The organism is Mycobacterium pinniadriaticum, assembly GCF_026242045.1.
Lineage (GTDB): Bacteria > Actinomycetota > Actinomycetes > Mycobacteriales > Mycobacteriaceae > Mycobacterium > Mycobacterium pinniadriaticum.
In genome coordinates this window covers 131,678-148,575 of record NZ_JAPJDO010000003.1, presented here as the reverse complement: position 1 = coordinate 148,575, position 16,898 = coordinate 131,678, and the positions used below count along the sequence as shown (strand labels likewise).

The window sequence follows — 16,898 nt, the reverse complement described above, 5'->3', positions numbered from 1 at the left end:
GCGGTGCAAGTGCCGCTCAATTGTCGATTGGGCTCGCAGCGCCGAATCACTCCCAGGGCCATCGCCCGTGAAGCACGTTATCGACGCCATGCGAGACACCTTGCACGGCCGTCTGGGCGGTGTTGACCGCCGTCTGCACGGCCCACTGGGCGGTGCTGATCGCCATCTGCCCGGCCAAAAGGGCTGTGTTGACCGCCGTCTGCACACCCCACTGGACTGCCGCCCACACGACATTAACCACCCGCTGTGTCACAGCGGTCGAGACTGGTGGCAGGGCTCCGACAACGGATCCGTTGAAGTCCTGGATGCGTTCGTAGATTGCCTTGTCGGCTTCTGAAGCCTCCGGCGTCGCCACATAGAAGAGGTCGAAGTCGACCGCGTCCGTTTTGTAGGTTCCTAGGTGGTGTGAGTTGTAGAACGGGTAGAACTTTCCCGCGTAGTACACAGACCAGAGGTCGGAACTAGATGCTTGATAGGCGGCAAGCCCAAGTGGCTGGAATCCGGTCTCGAGGGCCCACAGCTGGTCAGAACGATCGACGATGGCCAATGAGGCAATGCCGAAAGGGATCGTCTGGAGCGGCGCTCCAAAAAGCACAAGAACCTTCACCTTGTCCTTGTTCGCGCCGAACGCGGCATAGTTTTGCATCTGTATGCCACCGCCGCTCAAGCCTACGAGCATGATCTCGTCAGGATCCCAGTCGGCTACGGCGGTGTCGATGAAACCGCTCACGATAGGGTTTGACGCACCCGCATAGCCGCTGCCGCCATCTGCCCACGAAGTTATCGAATCACCCTGGACGCCCGACATATAGACGATCATCCGTCTTGTGCCGTCGGGGCCTTCACGGACTTCAGCCCTGATCGTGTCGAATTGATCCTCCACAAGATTGTCGTACAACTCCGCCACCGTCAGCTGATCACCTGAACCGATGCCGCCGCCGTCACCGATGCCGCCGCCGTCACCGATGCCGCCGTTGCCCGACCCGCACTCCGTGCACCGGGCATCCTCGAACGGACTAGCGAGGAACACCACCCCGCTGGCCAGTTGGTCGGCCACCGCACTGCTATCACCCCCGTCGTCCGGGTTTCCCCAGGTGATTACCGAGCCATCACTCTTCAGCGCCGCGAACGCGTCATAGGTGGAGTAGATGTCGGTGACCCCGCTAGCCAGCTGGTCGGCCACCGCACTGCTATCGCCCCCGAAGGTCGTATAGTCCGGGTCTCCCCAGGTGATTACCGAGCCATCACTCTTCAGCGCCGCGAACGCGCCATAGGTGGAGTAGATGGCGGTGACCCCGCTGGCCAGCTGGTCGGCCACCGCACTGCTATCACCCCCGAAGCCCCAATAACCCCAGGTGATTACCGAGCCGTCACTCTTCAGCGCCGCGAACGCGCTATAGGTGGAGTAGATGGCGGTGACCCCGCTGGCCAGCTGGTCGGCCACCGCGCTGCTATCACCACTCCCGCCGCCCGACCATCCCCAGGCGATGACCGAGCCGTCACTCTTCACCGCCGCGAACGCGCCGTCATTGGAATAGATCGCGGTGACCCCGCTGGCCAGCTGGTCGGCCACCGCGCTGCTATCACCCCCATAGTCCGGGTCTCCCCAGGTGATGACCGAGCCGTCACTCTTCACCGCAGCGAACGCGAACCTGGTGGAGTAGATGTCGGTGCCCCCGCTGGCCAGTTGGTCGGTCACCGCACTGCTATCACCCCCATAGTCCGGGGAACCCCAGGTGATGACCGAGCCGTCGTTCTTCAGCGCCGCGAACGCGCCATAGGTGGAGTAGATGTCGGTGACCCCGCTGGCCAGTTGGTCGGTCACCGCACGGCTGTCACCCCCGCCGCCCGGGCTTCCCCAGGTGATGACCGAGCCGTCGTTTTTCAGCGCTGCGAACGCGGTTTGGGCGGAGTAGATGTCGGTGACCCCGCTGGCCAGTTGGTCGGTCACCGCACGGCTGTCACCCCCGCCGCCCGGGCTTCCCCAGGTGATGACCGAGCCGTCGTTCTTCAGCGCCGCGAACGCGCTATGGGTGGAGTAGATGGCGGTGACCCCGCTGGCCAGCTGGTCGGCCACCGCACTGCTATCACCCCCGTCGTTGTTGTACTCGTTCGAGAATCCCCAGGTGATGACCGAACCGTCGTTCTTCAGCGCCGCGAACGCGCCATCGGTGGAGTAGATGGCGGTCACCCCACTGGCCAGCTGGTCGGCCACCGCACTGCTATCACCCCCGCTGCCCAAGGTTCCCCAGGTGATGACCGAGCCATCGTTCTTCAGCGCCGCGAAGGCCAACCAATTCCGCCACTCAAACCGAGTGCGTCCTGGGCTGGCCGGGGGGATGGTAGTGCTGGTAACCGCGGCCGCAACCAGGGAGACTGTCGACGTGCTGGGTGCGGGTTCGGTGGTGCTCGATAGCCTGACCGCCCTCGGTCGCGGCTTGAGCGACCCCGTGGCTCGGACCGTCGCAGCGGTTATGGTCACCGGTTGCTGCGTCGTGGCAGCCGACGATTCCGCGACGCTGGAAACCCCGACGGCGGCAGCCGCCGACCCCGGCAGCGGCGGCGTGTGGGTCAGCGTGTGGACCTTCGCCGACCCGAGAATCTTGATAGTCGAGGCTCGACCACTGCGCGGACCTGCTGATGCTGTGGCTTTCGCCGAGTTGGTGGTGTGGCGTGCCGAGGCTGTATGTGTCTGGCCTGATCCGGTGTCGGCGTGGGCCACCGCGGAGCCGCTGGCCAGTGCTGCACCGACACCGATTGTGATTACGCCCGCACCCAGCCAGACGTAGGTTTCGGTGCGGCGCTGCCGGGCACGGCGATGACGCCCCTTGGTACGGTGAGCCGTCGCTACGATTTTCGACCTGCGCCCATTTGCCATGCGAGGCTCCCCACCACGTGTCGAGCTATCTTAGTTGTCGGCAGTCAACAGTCGTAGCAAAGGCGGGTAGGGTACCGCACGCTTTTCGGAAGCATTGCCCAAAAAATTAACCTTCAGGTAAATCCCATCTGCCGTCCAGGTCCTTGCAATAATCAGCGCGCCGGGTTGCGGGCCTGCTCCCGCGGTAACCAATTCCTTCAGAGGCTGTCGCCGCCACTTGACACCGATCATTGAGATAAACCCGAAGGACTACTCCTCAAAAGCGGAATTTTCGCCGGTAACGCGCCGCCGCGGGTATCGTCGCGGCCGGGTCTCATCTGTCGGGCTCCTCCGCCCTGTCGGACATCGTCGCGCTTTAGGCTCCACGGCATGACAGTGCTCATCGAAGACGAGAACCGGGTCCGCACCATCACCCTGAACCGTCCTGAGGCTCTCAACGCCTTCAACGAGGCGCTCTACGACGCGTCCGCCGATGCGCTGCTGGCCGCCGCCGACGATCCCGAGGTCGCCGTCGTGTTGATCACCGGGGCCGGGCGCGCGTTCAGCGCCGGCCAGGACCTCGGCGATATGCAGGCCCGCATCACCGATCCCCACTTCGTGCAGGGCAGACATGGCTTCTCCGGGCTGATCGATGCGCTGAGCCGGTTTCCCAAGCCACTGATCTGCGCCGTCAACGGTGTCGGCCTCGGTATCGGCACCACCATCCTGGGTTACGCAGACCTGGCGTTCATGTCGACGACCGCACGGCTGAAGTGTCCCTTCACCAGCCTCGGGGTCGCGCCCGAGGCAGCCTCGTCATATCTGTTGCCACAGTTGATCGGTCGCCAGAACGCCGCGTGGTTGTTGATGTCCTCGGAGTGGGTGGACGCCGCCGAGGCGCTGCGGATGGGCCTGGTGTGGCGGGTCAGCGAACCCGACGCACTGATCGCCGATGCACGCAAACACGCGGAAGTCCTTGCCTCCCGTCCGATTTCAAGCCTCGTTGCGGTCAAGCAGACGATGGTCGAACCGCTGCGCCCCGGGATCGCCGAGGCTACCGCACGGGAGAACGCGTTCTTCGAGAAGCTGATGGGAGCCGCTGCCAACGCCGAGGCGCTGGCGGACTTCCACCGCGGTCGGTCGTAGCTCAGCCGACCCGGGCCGGGCCACGGCGGGGGCCGGCGTGCAGCTGACAGAACAAGCTGGCAGTGCACTGCCGACATGACGACTCGCCGGCGGCGGCGAAGTGCTGCTCGATGATGGCTCGTACGGTGCGACGGCACCGACCGCAATCGCCTCCCGCCCCGCAGGCCGCTGCGACCTGCTTGGACGTGCACGCCCCGCCGGCAACTGCCTCTTTGACGGTCGCGCTGGTCGCCCCCGCGCAGAGGCAGACGTACATCGCTTCCCTCTCGTCGTAGGCGGCGTCGCATCGGACTTATTAGTGGAGACTAACCTTAGTTAGGTGAACCTACAAGGTATTGTTCGGCTTCGCTGACCGACCTCCCGGTGGCGCTGCACTAGGGTGATCTGCACAGCCACCCAGGGGAGACGTCATGCAAGGTGATCCGGAAGTCCTTCGCTTGCTCAATGAGCAGCTGACCAGCGAACTGACCGCCATCAATCAGTACTTCCTGCACTCAAAGATGCAGGACAACTGGGGGTTAACCGAGCTGGCCAAGCACACCAGGGAGGAATCCTTCGACGAGATGCGGCACGCCGAGGCGATCACCGACCGCATCCTGATCCTCGACGGTCTGCCCAACTATCAGCGGCTGGGCTCGCTGCGGGTGGGGCAGACGCTGCGCGAGCAGTTCGAGAGCGATCTGGCGATCGAGTACGAGGTGGTCGGCCGGCTCAAGCCGGCCATCATCCTGTGCCGCGAGAAGCAGGACTCCACCACGGCCAACCTCTTCGAAGGCATCGTGGCCGACGAAGAGCTGCACATCGACTACCTGGAGACACAGCTCGAGCTGATGGACAAACTGGGCGTCGAGCTCTACTCCACGCAGTGCGTGTCCCGCCCGCCGAGCTGACCCCGAGCCTCGGCTGTAAAAACTAGAACGTGTTCCAGGTTCGTCTCGTGCGGCGTACCATCGCGCCATGAGCCGAATCGGAAACTTCGCCGAGGACGACGTCGCCGGCTGGATCGTCAAGTCCCCGGACCTGGGAACCGCGATGGCGGGCTTCAGCACTGCGGTCTACAGCGACAAGAACCGCCTGCCGATGCGGGTGCGCGAGCTCGCCCGCGCGGTGATCGCCCACGACAACGAATGTGTCTTGTGCCAGAACACCCGCGACGCCGACGGCCCCGCCGTCGGAGTCGACGAGGAGCTCTACAACCACGCGCTGGAGTGGCGGACCTGGGAGGGCTACAGCGAGCAGGAGCGCATCGCCGCCGAGTTCGCTCACCGGTTCGGCACCGACTGGGCCAAACTCAAGTACGACGAGGACTTCTGGGACCGCGCCAGCGAGCACTTCAGCGACGAATTGTTGGCTGACCTGACCCTGTCGTGCGCGATGTGGGTCGGCATGGGGCGCATGCTCAGCACGCTGGACATCGGTCAGAGCTGCAAGCTCACGCTGCCCAGTCGCGCCTGAGATTGCCCGCTGGCACCGCTGCCGAGGGGGCTCAGAGGTTGATGACGTCTTCGGTCTTCACGGCGGTGAAGAAAGGGCTGGTGTAAGAATTCTGCGGATCATTCAAATCGACGAAGCCGATGATCCACGTCAGTGTCAGTTCGTCGTCGGAGAGGCTAGCCGTGAATGTCACGGTTGACGAGGAGCCGTTCACGTACGAACCGGAGTAGGTTCCCGGCTCGGTCTGGAACAAGATCACTGGTTCAGGAGCGCCGAGCCAGGTGGTGAGTTCGGCCGTTGTTCCGCTGAAGGTCATCTCCGAGGCGTAGCCGTTACCCGTATCGCTGAAGTTGAGCGTGGCGAAGTCCGCGGGCGCGGAGGTGAGCTCGCCGTCAACATAGGTACCGGTGACCTCCCAGGTGCCGGCGAGGGCGTCTTGGGTTGCGCTGTTGATGGGCACCGCGATGGTTTGGGTCGCGCTGGCGATGCCGTTGGTGGCGGTGACGGTGAAGGTGTCGCGGATACCGGTGGCATCGTCGTTGGGCGTGTAGACGAATTCGCCTGTGCTGGAATCGAAGTCGGTGATGATGCCTTTGGTGGGGTCAGTCGACACGCTGTAGGTGAGTGCGACGCCTTCGGGGTCGGTGAAGACCGCCATGCCGGTGACGACCCCGGTGTCGGGATCGGCCGCGCTCACGACCGGAGTGCCCGCGACGGGGGTATCAACGGCCTTGACGGCGCTGAGCGTCACCAACTGGGAGTATTCGACTGCGTAGACACTGGTTGAGTCGTCGCTCGAGAGCAACGTTGCGCTGTCGTCTGCGTAGGTGATGTTCGAGGGCAGGGTGATGGTGTAACTATCGTGCTCTTCAAGGGTATACGTCATCATCGTGCCGTCACCTGCGATGACAACCGTAGATTTCGTCGCCGACTCGTAGTCGCTTACTTCTACCGATATACCCTGCCCGGACCAAGAATCGATCACGGCCTGTGGATCTTCGCTTGTCGCTGATCCGGTATAGGTGCCCGCAACGGTTTCGGTGAGTGTGCCGAGGGGCACGGTGACTGACGCGTCGTTTCCGTCGGCGAACTCGATCGCCGCGGTGTACCCGTTGTCGGCCACGGTGAAGGTGAACGCGTACTCGTATCCTTCGGGAATCTCAACAGCCTCAGGATCGGACCCGTCGCTGTTGGCGACGGTGATGCTTGTGACGTTCCAGACCCCGACGATCGCATCCTGGGTGGCGCTGGTGATGGGCACCGAGATGGTTTCCGTCGCTCGGTAGATGCCGTTGCTGGCGGTCACCGCGAAGCTATCGGTGGTGCCGGACGCGTCGCCGTCGGGGGTGTAGATGAATGCACCTGTTCCGCTGTCGAATTCGGTGATTACACCCTTGGTCGGGCCGGTCGACACAGAGTAGGTGAGTGTGGCGCCTTCGGGGTCGGTGAAGACCGCCATGCCGGTGACGACCCCGGTGTCGGGATCTGCGGCGCTCACGATCGGGGTGCCCGGCTCGGGAACGTCCACCACGGTGCTGTCGGACACCAAGGTGGCGGTGAGCGTCTCGGACCAGGAATCGTCGAACGTGTAAACGTTGACCAGGCCGTCCGTCGTGAAGGAGGTTTCGCCGAATCCGTCGAGAGTGTGGTCTGCAGGAAGTGTGACCGTGTAGGTCTCGGTGACGTTGTGGGTTTCGGTGAACGTGTTGCCTTCATCGGAGATGTTCAGCGTCCAGAGGGTGTACGGGTCGTAGACCAGGTCGCTGATGACGGCGTCGTCGCCGTAGGAATCCTGCAGCCAGTGAAGTTCGTCGGCGGCGGTCCACTCGTCAATGTGTTCGCCCTCAGGCGTATCACCACCCTCACCGCTAGTCGCGGTGTAGTTTCCGGCGTCGGTTCGGGTGAACGTCCCGTAATGCCAAGTGTCCGTTTCACCCCCGCTGTACGTCCAGACGATCGTCTGCGTGTATTCATCGCCGGTTCGAGTGATTGTCGCGATCCAGTTGTCGGGTGCGGGCGACGTGTCCGGCTCGGAGGTGATTTCCCAGGTCCCGACGATGGCGTCTTGCGTGTTGATGGGCACCGAGATGGTCTCGGCGGCACTGTGCACGCCGTTGGTGACGGTGACGGCGAAGGAGTCGACGGTCTCAGTGGTGTCGCCGTTGGGGGTGTAGGTGTAGAAGCCCTCGTTGTCGACGGTGACTGTCCCGTTGGCAGGGTTGGTGCTCACGCTGTACATCAACTCTCCACCGGCGGGGTCGGTGAATGCTGCTGTGCCGGTGACGACTCCGGTCCGGGTGTCGGTGGTGTCGATGGTCGGGTTGTCAGCCTGGGGGGTGCCGGGGTCGACGACAACATGGATGGTGACCGTGGCCGAGGCTGCGCCGTTGCTGGCGGAGACGGTGAAGGTGTCGGCGCCGACCGCACCGGCGATCTCGGCGGCCAACTGGGAGCTGGTTGTGGGGGTGTAGGTGAACGCGCCGGTGCTGCTGTCGAAGTCGGTGATGGTGCCCTTGGCAGGGCCGGTGGTGATGCTGTAGGTCAGGGGTTGGCTGGCCGGGTCGGTGGCGGTCACGGCGCCGGTGATGGCACCGGTGATCGGGTCCGGTGCCCCCACCGTGGGGGTGCCGGCGACCGGGATGTCCGGGCTGATGGGCACGGTGACGGTTTCGTGCGCTGACGCGATGCCGTTGAAAGCAGTCACGGTGAATGTATCGGTGGCGGGTCCGGTGCCACCGGCCGCAGCGAGGCGGGCGTCCACGGTGGGTAGGTAGCTGTAGGTTCCATCGGCGGCAACCGCCACGGTGCCGTTGGCGGGGTCGGTGTAGGTATAGGTGAGGGCTTGACCGCTGTTATCGATGAATCCCAGTGTCCCGGTGACCAATCCGGTGGTGGCGAGGGGTGCGCTGACAGCGGGAGTGCCTGCTTTGGGCGCGACTCCGACCGCGGAGGCTACTTGCTGCATGAGGCCCCACAGGAGTGCGCCGATCGGATTGGAGGGCGCCGTCGGCCTGTTGACACCGAGCAGAGAGGCGATGCTGTGCAGGAATCCGGCGAGTGGGTTCGCCGAGGCTGAAGCTATCGGTGTAGCTGCAGCTGTGTCCGGTTTGCCCGGTGGGTTGATTTTGATTCGCTTACCGACAGCAAATGATTCCTGTTCACCCTGCGCCGCAGGGGTTGTCACTGATGTCGCTGATGGCGGCTCAGTTGTCTGACTGTTGGCCCTGGTGTGTGCTACGCGAATGTCGGCAACGTCGCTGCCGGCGCCGGAGCGCCCGTGTGCAGTCAGCACGGTTGTCGGGATCGATGTGCGGTGTGCGCTCGTTGTGGATGTCCGGTGCCCGGCATCCTTTCGGGGAGCGGCATGCGCCGTTCCGGAATGCCCTTTAGCTGGACGAGATCCGCCGTCATCGGCGTGGGCGACCCCCGAACCGCTGAGTACGGCGGCACCCAATCCCATGGTGACCGCGCCGGCCCCTAGCCAGCTGAACGGAACGCGCTTCGCAGCGCGGTGACGACGATTCTTCGCCATTAAAATCCCCCAATTTTCGCTTCCGTCAAATCTCAGACGATTCGCATTGAATCCGCAAGAAGTTGCCCGGAATCTCTTAGGAAAGTCACAGATTGCTGATTGTGGCAACGAACAGTTCTCCGCGGGGGGCATCGGTGCATTCGATTCCGCCCGGCCGCGTTCACCCACAGGACGAAATCGCTCCGGTCCCACCGGCCGAGACGTCCCGGACATCCGAAATGGCGAGCCGTGCGTGGGGAAGCCCAATACGGTGCGAGCTAATTGTGGGTGAAGTCGGCAGAATGGCTGCCATGACCACACCGCTCGCAGGCGCAGTGATCGCCCAACTGGAAGCCGACGGTGTGGGGACTGTCGTCGGAACGGTCGTCAACCCCGCCGGCCTGACTCACGCGAAGACCGTGCCGATTCGCCGGACCGCCGCGTTCGCCGACCCGGGGCTCGGCGCCAGCCCGGTGTGGCATGGATTCGGCATCGACCGTGCCGGGATCGCGTTCACCGAGGGCATCAGCGTCGTCGGTGACGAACGGGTGCGCATCGATCTGGATGCGTTGCGAACCCTCGACGACGGCCTGGCGTGGGCGCCGGGGTCCTTTTTCGACCAGGACGGCAACCCGATCCCGTCCTGCGCGCGCGGCACCTTGGCGCGCATCGAATCCCGTTTGTCGCAGGCGGGTCTGCGGGCCCTGGTCGGGCATGAGATCGAATTCCTGCTCGTGGACCCCGAGGGCAATCGCCTGCCGGGTAACCTGTGGGCCCAGTACGGCCTCGCCGGTGTGCTGGAGCACGAGGGCTTCGTCCGGGACGTGACCGAGGCGGCGACCGCCGCCGGGGTGGGCATCGAACAGTTCCACCCCGAGTACGGCATCAACCAGTTCGAGATCTCGCTGACGCCCAGGTCGCCGATCGTCGCGGCCGACCAGTTGATCCTGGCCCGGATCATCATCAGCAGGGTGGCCCGCAAGTACGGCGTTCGGGTGAGCCTGTCCCCGGTGCCCTTCGCCGGCAGTGTCGGCTCGGGTGCCCACCAACACTTTTCACTGCAGCGCGGGGACTCGCCGGTGTTCGCCGGCGGCACCGGCGCCCAGGGCATGACCCCCGAAGGGGAGCGCGCGATCGGGGGGATCGTCAGCGGGCTACCCGAGGCGCAGCTGATCTTCTGCGGCTCGATCGTGTCCGGGCTGCGAATGAAGCCAGGCAACTGGGCCGGTGCATACGCCTGCTGGGGCACCGAAAACCGGGAAGCGGCCGTGCGTTTCCTGCACGGCAGGCCCGGCAATCCATACGGGGCCAACGTCGAGGTCAAGATCGTGGACCCGTCGGCCAACCCGTACTTCGCCACCGCCGCGATCCTCGGGCTGGCCCTCGACGGCATCGAGAACGGCGCGCCGTTGCCGCCGGAGACCCCGGTCGATCCGGCCACCCTGTCCGGTGCCGACCGCGAGGCTGCCGGCACCGTTCTGCTGAGCACCGACCAGGCCGAGGAAATCGCGGCACTGGACACTTCGGCCCGACTGCGCGCGATCCTCGGTGATCCTGCGGTCGACGTGCTCGTCGCGGTTCGCCGGTACGAGCATGAGACCTATTCGCATCTGGACCCCGAGCAGCTGACCGAGAAGTTCCGGATGGCCTGGAGTCTGTGAGTGGTCATGGCCGCCGACGTATCCGCGCTTGCCGACCGCATTGCCGACGTGCGCCTGGTGGACAATCACGTGCACGGCTACTGGCTGACGGCCGGTGATCGCCGGCGATTCGAGAACGGGCTCAACGAGGCCAACATCGAGCCACTGGCAGACTTCGATTCCGGCTTCGACACCCAGCTCGGCTTCGCCGTGCGAGCGCATTGCGCACCCCTGATCGGGCTGCCCGAACATGTTGATCCGCATAGCTATTGGGAACGCCGCGGGGCAATGACCGAAGACCAGCTGGCCCAGGTGTTCCTGCCCGCCGCAGGGGTCAGCGACTGGCTGATCGACACCGGATTGCCCGGCGCCGTCGCCGGCCTGCCCGAGATGGCCCGCAGCTCCGGCGGGGCCGTCGGTGAAATCGTGCGGCTCGAACAGGTCGCCGAACAGGCCGCGGCGGCCCCGGGTGACTACGCCGCCGAGTTTCGGCGAATCCTGTACGAGCGCAGCGCGAATGCGGTTGCCACCAAGACGGTCCTGGCGTACCGCGGCGGATTCGACGGGGACCTGTCCGAACCCGACCCGGGTGCCGTCACCGACGCGGCGGTCCGCTGGCGCGATGCCGGGGGAGTGCGGCTGACCGACCGGGTGCTGCTGCGATTCGGGGTGCACGAGGCGTTGCGGCTCGGGAAACCCCTTCAGTTCCATGTCGGCCTGGGCGATCGCGACTGCGATCTGCACCGCACCAATCCGCTTCTGCTGCTGGACTTCCTGCGCCAGTCGGGCTCGACGCCGATCGTGCTGCTGCACTGCTATCCGTACGAACGCGAGGCCGGATATCTGGCGCAGGCGTTCAACAACGTCTATCTCGATGTCGGGCTGAGCGTCAATCATCTGGGTGCCCGTGCAGAGGCATTCATCGCCCGCACACTGGAACTGGCCCCGTTCCGCAAGATCCTCTACTCGTCGGACGCTTTCGGCCCCGCCGAACTGCACTATCTGGGTTCCTTGCTGTGGCGGGCGGGGATGGCCGCGGTGCTGACCGGCTTCGTAGAGCGGGGGCAGTGGAGCCAAGCCGATGCGATCCGGGTCGTAGACCTGATCGGGCGTGACAATGCCAGACGCGTCTACGCGCTGTGACGACGGGTAACCGAGGAGAGTCCGATGTCCGAACGTCAGCTGGACACCACGACACGACTGGCGGTCGAGCGCATGCGACTGGCCGCCGAGCGCACGCTGATGGCGTGGATCCGCACGAGCACGTCTCTGATCGCTTTCGGATTCACGATTTTCAAGTTCTTCCAGTATCTGGCCGAGCAGGAGAACCGGCGCAGTCCGATCGTCAGTCCCTGGGTGGTGGGATTGTTGCTGATCCTGTTGGGCCTGATCGCGCTGACGCTGGCCTGGATTCAGCACCACCAGGAGATGAAGGTGCTCAGGTCGCAACTCGGACCCATGCCGTACTCGATCTCGGGGGTGATGGCCGGCCTGATCGCGGTGCTGGGGCTGATCGCCCTGGTGGTCGTGCTGTGGCGGCTGTAGTGACGGTGCGTGATCAAGCGGGGGCGAAGTGCGTCCACTTCGAGATGCCGGCCGGGCCGGTGCACTGCAGCGGCACGCCGGGGACCTTGATCTCCCACTCGTTGCCGGCCATCCGCTCCTGAGCGGTGGTGCCCGGTGTGGCGCAGGGCAGTGCGACCTGAGCCTCACCGACCAGCGGACCCGTTGACATCCAGACGCCGCTGGCCGCGCAGATGAGAGTGCCGTTCTGGGCGTCGAACCCGAACACGTACGACGGGCTCGGCGTGCAGGGCGCGCCGCCGACAACGTTGCGGGCCACATTCGGTACGCAGCTTGCCTCGTGGCATGAGGTGGCCGAGGACGGCGCGGCCAGCGGGACTGCCGCGCCGAGCAGCCCGCTCGCGACTACCGAAGCGATGACGATCCTGCGCATCCCTGCCTCCTGACGATCGGTGCCCGTCCAGCCTGCTCAGCCTAGCGGCGCGCCGGGACCGTCGAGTCGGGTTTGGGCAGGGCCCTCGCTACTCACATCAGCCCGGGCGAAAACTGGTCAGCCTCTGACGATCCCCAGAAATCCGCCCAGGGAACCGAGGACGGTCGCTCCCACGTGGGCCCCGACTTGCACAGTGGCCTTGGCGAACTCAGTGATCGTCTCGGCAGGATGTGTCACTGCGTAATTAACCGTCCCCCCGGGGTCTGACCAGTCGGTCTCGTGAGCGAGTTCGGCGACGTATCCGATCGTCGCGACTGCGGCCCCGGCCGCGTAAACGAAGCCGATCTTGCTCTTGGCGCCGGCCGCCATCAATCCCTCTCCGGCGGCCTGGACACCGTCCATCCCGAACGCGAACCAGTCACCCTCGTAGACGTGGACGGCGGAGTTGACCAAGTTGACTGCCGTTCCCAGAGCCTTCAGCCCGACCAAGGATGAGATGCCGCCGGCCAGTGTCATCCAGTTCTTGTACTCGTCCGACTGGAGGAACGAGTTGAATTTTGTGATGAATGGGTTGGTGGAGGCGACGGTCTTGATGGGTCGGGCACCGGTGTCGTCCTCGATCACGCGAGGGTTGTCGTCGATTGTTGCACCGGTGTAGTAACTGACGGTCACCGGTGCATTCGGCTTGAGATCGCCGACCTTGAAGATGATGCCAATGGCATCATCTTCTGTCGTCGTGTAGTTGGTGGCCTGGTTTGCGTCGTCAAATTCGTACGGATCTGGGTTGGTGAAACCGCCGGTGTAGACGATTGCGCTGGCATCGGTGGAGTAGAAGTACCCCACCGCCCGATGACCGGTCTGCACCTGGTAGGCGTCGCCTTCCAGGCTCGCCGAGGCCACCGACGCGAACGTGTCGGTGGCGATCTGTCCGAGGATCGTGTTCACGGTGGTGTTGTCGCCACCCACCGAACGCGTTCCGTCCGGATCGAAGGAGCGCATGAATTCGACGTTCTGAAGCGTCTCGCCGGAGACGTTCGTCAGTGTCACCGTGGTCTTGTAGTAGTTGTCGTCCACTTTGAACGTGTGGACTTGAACGACCCTGAGAACTCCGCCCACCGTTGCGGAGAATGTCCCCGAGAGGGTATTGCCGCTGGATCCGTCGGCTATGGCGACATCGGTTAGTCCAGATGTGTTGGACGAGTCTCCGGCCAGAGCGCTGAAACTGGCGTAACTGCTGTTGTTGAATCCCACCGACCACCGCTCTTCGGGTGCGTCCGGCACGTAGAAGTCCAGGGCTTTGTCAGCTCCGGAATTGAATCCGTCGGCGTCGAAGACGAAGCCGATGCTGTCTGGGTGGTCACCCGGCGGTGTGCCGCTGATGAAGCCGGCCGGCCTGCCGGTCGACGAGCCGAACGAGCCGACCGAACTCAAGCCGAGCTCAATGTAATTGCCGCCGAGGAACAGCTCCCCGCCGCTCAGAACATGTTGCGGACCAACGTCGGCGGCCGGGACTGCAGCGGCAGCCGTCGAGTGTGCGGCCCTCGACGTCGTCCTGGCCGAGAAAGCGATGTGACGTGGTGATCCGGCTGTTGTGGTCTTTCGGGTCGTTCCGGTGGCAGACACCCGATGGACGGTGTGCTTCTTGATGGTCCCGGCACTCGATGGCCTGGAGCTTCCGGCGCTCGATGGCCTGGAGTTGCTGGAATGCGCACTTGCCGAGCCTGATCCGTTGGCGTCGGCGTGCGCGGCCCCGGCACCACCAAGTACGGCAGCACCGAGCCCCACTGTGAACATGCCTGCGCCCAGCCAACCGAACGGCACACGGCGCCCAACCGTCGCCTGCGTGCGCCTTGCTGCGACCCGACGACGACCACCAGCCATGGGACCTCCGAGTGTGAAATTTGCGTTGTTGTCAAATTTCAGATACCCACAGCAACCCTACGTGGAGGTTCCGGTAAGTTCTCAGCCAATTCATAGAGAAGCCGGCCCTGCTAGGTACCCCAGCCCGCTGGCTCCAAGGCGGGTTACTCAGATCAGCCCGGTGGCATCGAACATCCAGCTCATGTCGGCTTGAGCCAGTTGCTCCATCCAGTCCGATGGCGCGAAGCTGGTCAGCCCGTTCATGTCCCAGTAGTCCTTCCACAGCGTGATCTTGCCGTCCTCGACCTTGTGGACCGTGACGAAACGCAGCACTCCCTGCTCGCCGGTGGCGAACGTCCACGTTTCGGAATGCTCGTACATGGTGTCCACGCCGTTGCTCACCAGGACGCCGTCGTGGTTCTCGTAGCCGGCCAGCGGTTCCAGGCCGACCTTGAGCCGTTTGACGATGTCCTCGGGCCCGCGGGCGGCCGCGATCGGGCCGACCGGCATGTCGACGTAGATGCAGTCATCGGACAGGAACGTCTTGAGCGCCTCCCAGTCGCGGTTCGACAGGGCCTTCCACATGCCGAGCACGGTCTGGGCGACCTCAGTGGGCACCGCCGAGGTGTCAATTGACATGGGCCAGCTCCGATTCCGTCGTCGTTCCGGGTGCCGGCGTCGGCCGGCCCACCCGCAGGAAACTCCCGGTGCGGTGCACGCCGAGCACGTCGGTCGGTTCGCCGTCACGCACCACGGCACGGCCGCCGATCAGCACCAGGTCGACGGCGTCGTTGTTGCGGTTGACCATCCGCGGCAGGCCTGCGTACTGCTCGACGGGCTCCTCGGCGTAGTCGTCGAGGTGGCGATCGAGGTGTTTGGGATTGACGATCACGAGATCGGCCCGGTCGCCTTCGCGCAGGTGACCGGCGTCGATCTGGTACCAGTCGGCGAGTTCGCCGGTCATCCGGTGGACGGCCTGTTCGACGGACATGAACGGGCGCCCGCTGCGCTCGGCGTCGCGCACATGGCGCAGCAGCCGCAAGCCGTAGTTGTAGAACGCCATGTTGCGCAGGTGCGCGCCGGCGTCGGAGAAGCCCATCTGGATACCGGGGTCGCGGGCCAGCTTCTTGAGCACCTCCGGGCGGTGGTTGGAGATGGTCGTGCGCCAGCGCAGCTTCGTGCCGTGCTCGACCACCAGGTCCAGGAACGCATCGACCGGATGCAGCCCGCCACGGTCGAGGCCGACTTGCCCGAACGACTTGCCGACCACGGATTCGTCAGGGCAGGAAACGATTTCGGCATCGAAGAAGTCGCGATGCCAGACCCGCACCCCGAACTTGGTGTCGTAGTCCTTGCGGAACTGGCGCCGGTAGCCCTCGTCGGTCAGCAGAGCGTTGCGCTCGACCTCGTCGCGCAGATGCAGGGCGGCGGCTCCGGAACCGAACTCCTCGAACACCACCAGGTCGATGCCGTCGGCGTAGACCTCGAACGGAACCGGCAGGTGTTGCCAGCGGAAGTCGCCGCCAAACCTGTTCGCCGCCTTGGCCAACGGGCCCATGATCAGGATCGCGAACGGATTGGCCTTGACGTCGGCGGCCGACAGCAGGCTGGTCTTGAGCTTGTCCCGCAACACTGGAAGCGATTGAGCCACTTGCGATATCAGGTTGAGCGGATTCTGGATGTCAGGCCCGGACTGCAGCACCCGGCCGCGTTTGCGCAGCAGCGATTTGAGCCGGCGCAGCTCGCGCGGTTTGGCGTAGGTCGACGGGAGCGTCCTCGAGCGGCAGGTGTCGCCGTCGATCTTGTCGAAAAGCAACTGCTGCGAGGACAGGCCGACGAACCCGGCGTCGAGTGCCTCGGCGAGCATGCGCTCCATCTCGGATTGCTGACGTGCGTTGGGGCGTGCATCTTTGCGGGTTGCGCTGTCCAGTCCCATCACCGCGGTGCGCATATCGGAGTGGCCGATGAAAGCCGCGATGTTCGGGCCCAGCGCCCGGGACTCCAGGGCCTGGACGTATTGCTCGGCGGTGGTCCATGTCTTGGCGCCGTCGATGGCGGCGATGACGTGCTCACGGGGGATCGCCTCGACCCGCCCGAACAGATCGCCGGCATCGCTGCCGCCGACATGGATCGTCGACAGCGAGCAGGAACCCAGTAGGACGGTCGTGACGCCGTGGCGCACCGATTCCGGCAGGCCCGGGCCACCGAGCACCTCGACGTCGTAGTGGGTGTGCACGTCGACCATCCCCGGCAGTACCCACTTGCCACCGGCGTCGATGACATCGGCGCAGCCGGTCACGTCCAGCGGACGCAGGCTGACCGCGACGACGCGGCCGTCCCGGATGCCGATATCCCGGATCCCCGACGGGGCGCCCGTTCCGTCGAACCAGCGGCCGTTACGGATGATCGTGTCGTAGCTCACGGACGTCAATAGAACCGTTCACCCCGACGGGTGTCAACGATTTAGTGCACACTTTTTCAGATCTGTGTACT

Annotated in this window: 14 protein-coding genes; 7 read left to right on the top strand and 7 right to left on the bottom strand. The window is 64.7% G+C overall.

The window, feature by feature from the left end:
* Positions 1 to 46: 46 nt before the first annotated feature.
* A complete protein-coding gene (locus ORI27_RS04965; protein ID WP_265995438.1) occupies positions 47 to 2,215 on the bottom strand; it encodes an RCC1 domain-containing protein in 2,169 nt (722 codons plus the stop codon).
* Here ORI27_RS04965 and ORI27_RS04960 point away from each other — a divergent pair.
* Entirely contained in the window at positions 2,181 to 2,789 is a 609-nt protein-coding gene (locus ORI27_RS04960) for a hypothetical protein (RefSeq protein WP_265995436.1), read from the top strand. The two genes, ORI27_RS04965 and ORI27_RS04960, sit on opposite strands and share 35 nt — an antisense overlap.
* A gap of 458 nt (positions 2,790 to 3,247) precedes the next feature.
* Positions 3,248 to 4,003, top strand: a complete 756-nt coding sequence (locus tag ORI27_RS04955; protein WP_265995435.1) for an enoyl-CoA hydratase/isomerase family protein — start codon at positions 3,248 to 3,250, stop codon at positions 4,001 to 4,003.
* Between the two features lies 1 nt (position 4,004).
* Here ORI27_RS04955 and ORI27_RS04950 read toward each other — a convergent pair whose 3' ends face one another.
* Entirely contained in the window at positions 4,005 to 4,259 is a 255-nt protein-coding gene (locus tag ORI27_RS04950; protein ID WP_265995434.1) for a (2Fe-2S)-binding protein, read from the bottom strand.
* Positions 4,260 to 4,413: 154 nt separating this feature from the next.
* On the opposite strand from ORI27_RS04950, the gene bfr reads away from it, so the two are divergent.
* Together bfr and ORI27_RS04940 are read left to right on the top strand one after the other, a co-directional pair.
* Complete coding sequence (bfr, locus tag ORI27_RS04945) at positions 4,414 to 4,893, top strand: bacterioferritin (protein WP_265995433.1); 480 nt, start codon at positions 4,414 to 4,416, stop codon at positions 4,891 to 4,893.
* A gap of 67 nt (positions 4,894 to 4,960) precedes the next feature.
* On the top strand, positions 4,961 to 5,458 hold the full coding sequence (locus ORI27_RS04940; RefSeq protein ID WP_265995432.1) for a carboxymuconolactone decarboxylase family protein: 498 nt from the start codon (positions 4,961 to 4,963) through the stop codon (positions 5,456 to 5,458).
* A 31-nt stretch (positions 5,459 to 5,489) separates the two neighbouring features.
* On the opposite strand, the gene ORI27_RS04935 is transcribed toward ORI27_RS04940, so the two are convergent.
* Positions 5,490 to 8,402, bottom strand: coding sequence for an Ig-like domain-containing protein (locus ORI27_RS04935; RefSeq protein ID WP_265995431.1), 2,913 nt, complete (start codon positions 8,400 to 8,402; stop codon positions 5,490 to 5,492).
* 848 nt (positions 8,403 to 9,250) lie between these two features.
* On the opposite strand from ORI27_RS04935, the gene ORI27_RS04930 reads away from it, so the two are divergent.
* The 3 genes from ORI27_RS04930 to ORI27_RS04920 are packed head-to-tail and all read left to right on the top strand — an operon-like array spanning position 9,251 to position 12,133.
* Positions 9,251 to 10,609 carry a type I glutamate--ammonia ligase gene (locus ORI27_RS04930; RefSeq protein WP_407666217.1) on the top strand — a complete coding sequence of 453 codons (1,359 nt, stop codon included), beginning with the start codon at positions 9,251 to 9,253 and terminating at the stop codon, positions 10,607 to 10,609.
* Positions 10,610 to 10,615: 6 nt separating this feature from the next.
* Entirely contained in the window at positions 10,616 to 11,731 is a 1,116-nt protein-coding gene (locus ORI27_RS04925) for an amidohydrolase family protein (RefSeq protein WP_265995429.1), read from the top strand.
* Between the two features lie 24 nt (positions 11,732 to 11,755).
* Positions 11,756 to 12,133 (top strand): YidH family protein, encoded by a 378-nt coding sequence (locus ORI27_RS04920; protein WP_265995428.1) that lies wholly within the window; start codon positions 11,756 to 11,758, stop codon positions 12,131 to 12,133.
* Between the two features lie 13 nt (positions 12,134 to 12,146).
* Here the strand turns inward: ORI27_RS04920 and ORI27_RS04915 are convergent, their stop codons facing one another.
* From ORI27_RS04915 to ORI27_RS04900, 4 genes are all read right to left on the bottom strand, one after another.
* On the bottom strand, positions 12,147 to 12,545 hold the full coding sequence (locus ORI27_RS04915; protein WP_265995426.1) for a hypothetical protein: 399 nt from the start codon (positions 12,543 to 12,545) through the stop codon (positions 12,147 to 12,149).
* Positions 12,546 to 12,662: 117 nt separating this feature from the next.
* Positions 12,663 to 14,168: a hypothetical protein gene (locus tag ORI27_RS04910; RefSeq protein ID WP_265995424.1), complete on the bottom strand. Its 1,506-nt coding sequence runs from the start codon at positions 14,166 to 14,168 to the stop codon at positions 12,663 to 12,665.
* Positions 14,169 to 14,573: 405 nt separating this feature from the next.
* Positions 14,574 to 15,044 carry a nuclear transport factor 2 family protein gene (locus ORI27_RS04905; protein ID WP_265995422.1) on the bottom strand — a complete coding sequence of 157 codons (471 nt, stop codon included), beginning with the start codon at positions 15,042 to 15,044 and terminating at the stop codon, positions 14,574 to 14,576.
* Complete coding sequence (locus tag ORI27_RS04900; RefSeq protein ID WP_265995421.1) at positions 15,034 to 16,827, bottom strand: N-acyl-D-amino-acid deacylase family protein; 1,794 nt, start codon at positions 16,825 to 16,827, stop codon at positions 15,034 to 15,036. Before ORI27_RS04900 ends, ORI27_RS04905 begins: the two co-directional genes overlap by 11 nt.
* Between the last annotated feature and the right edge of the window lie 71 nt (positions 16,828 to 16,898).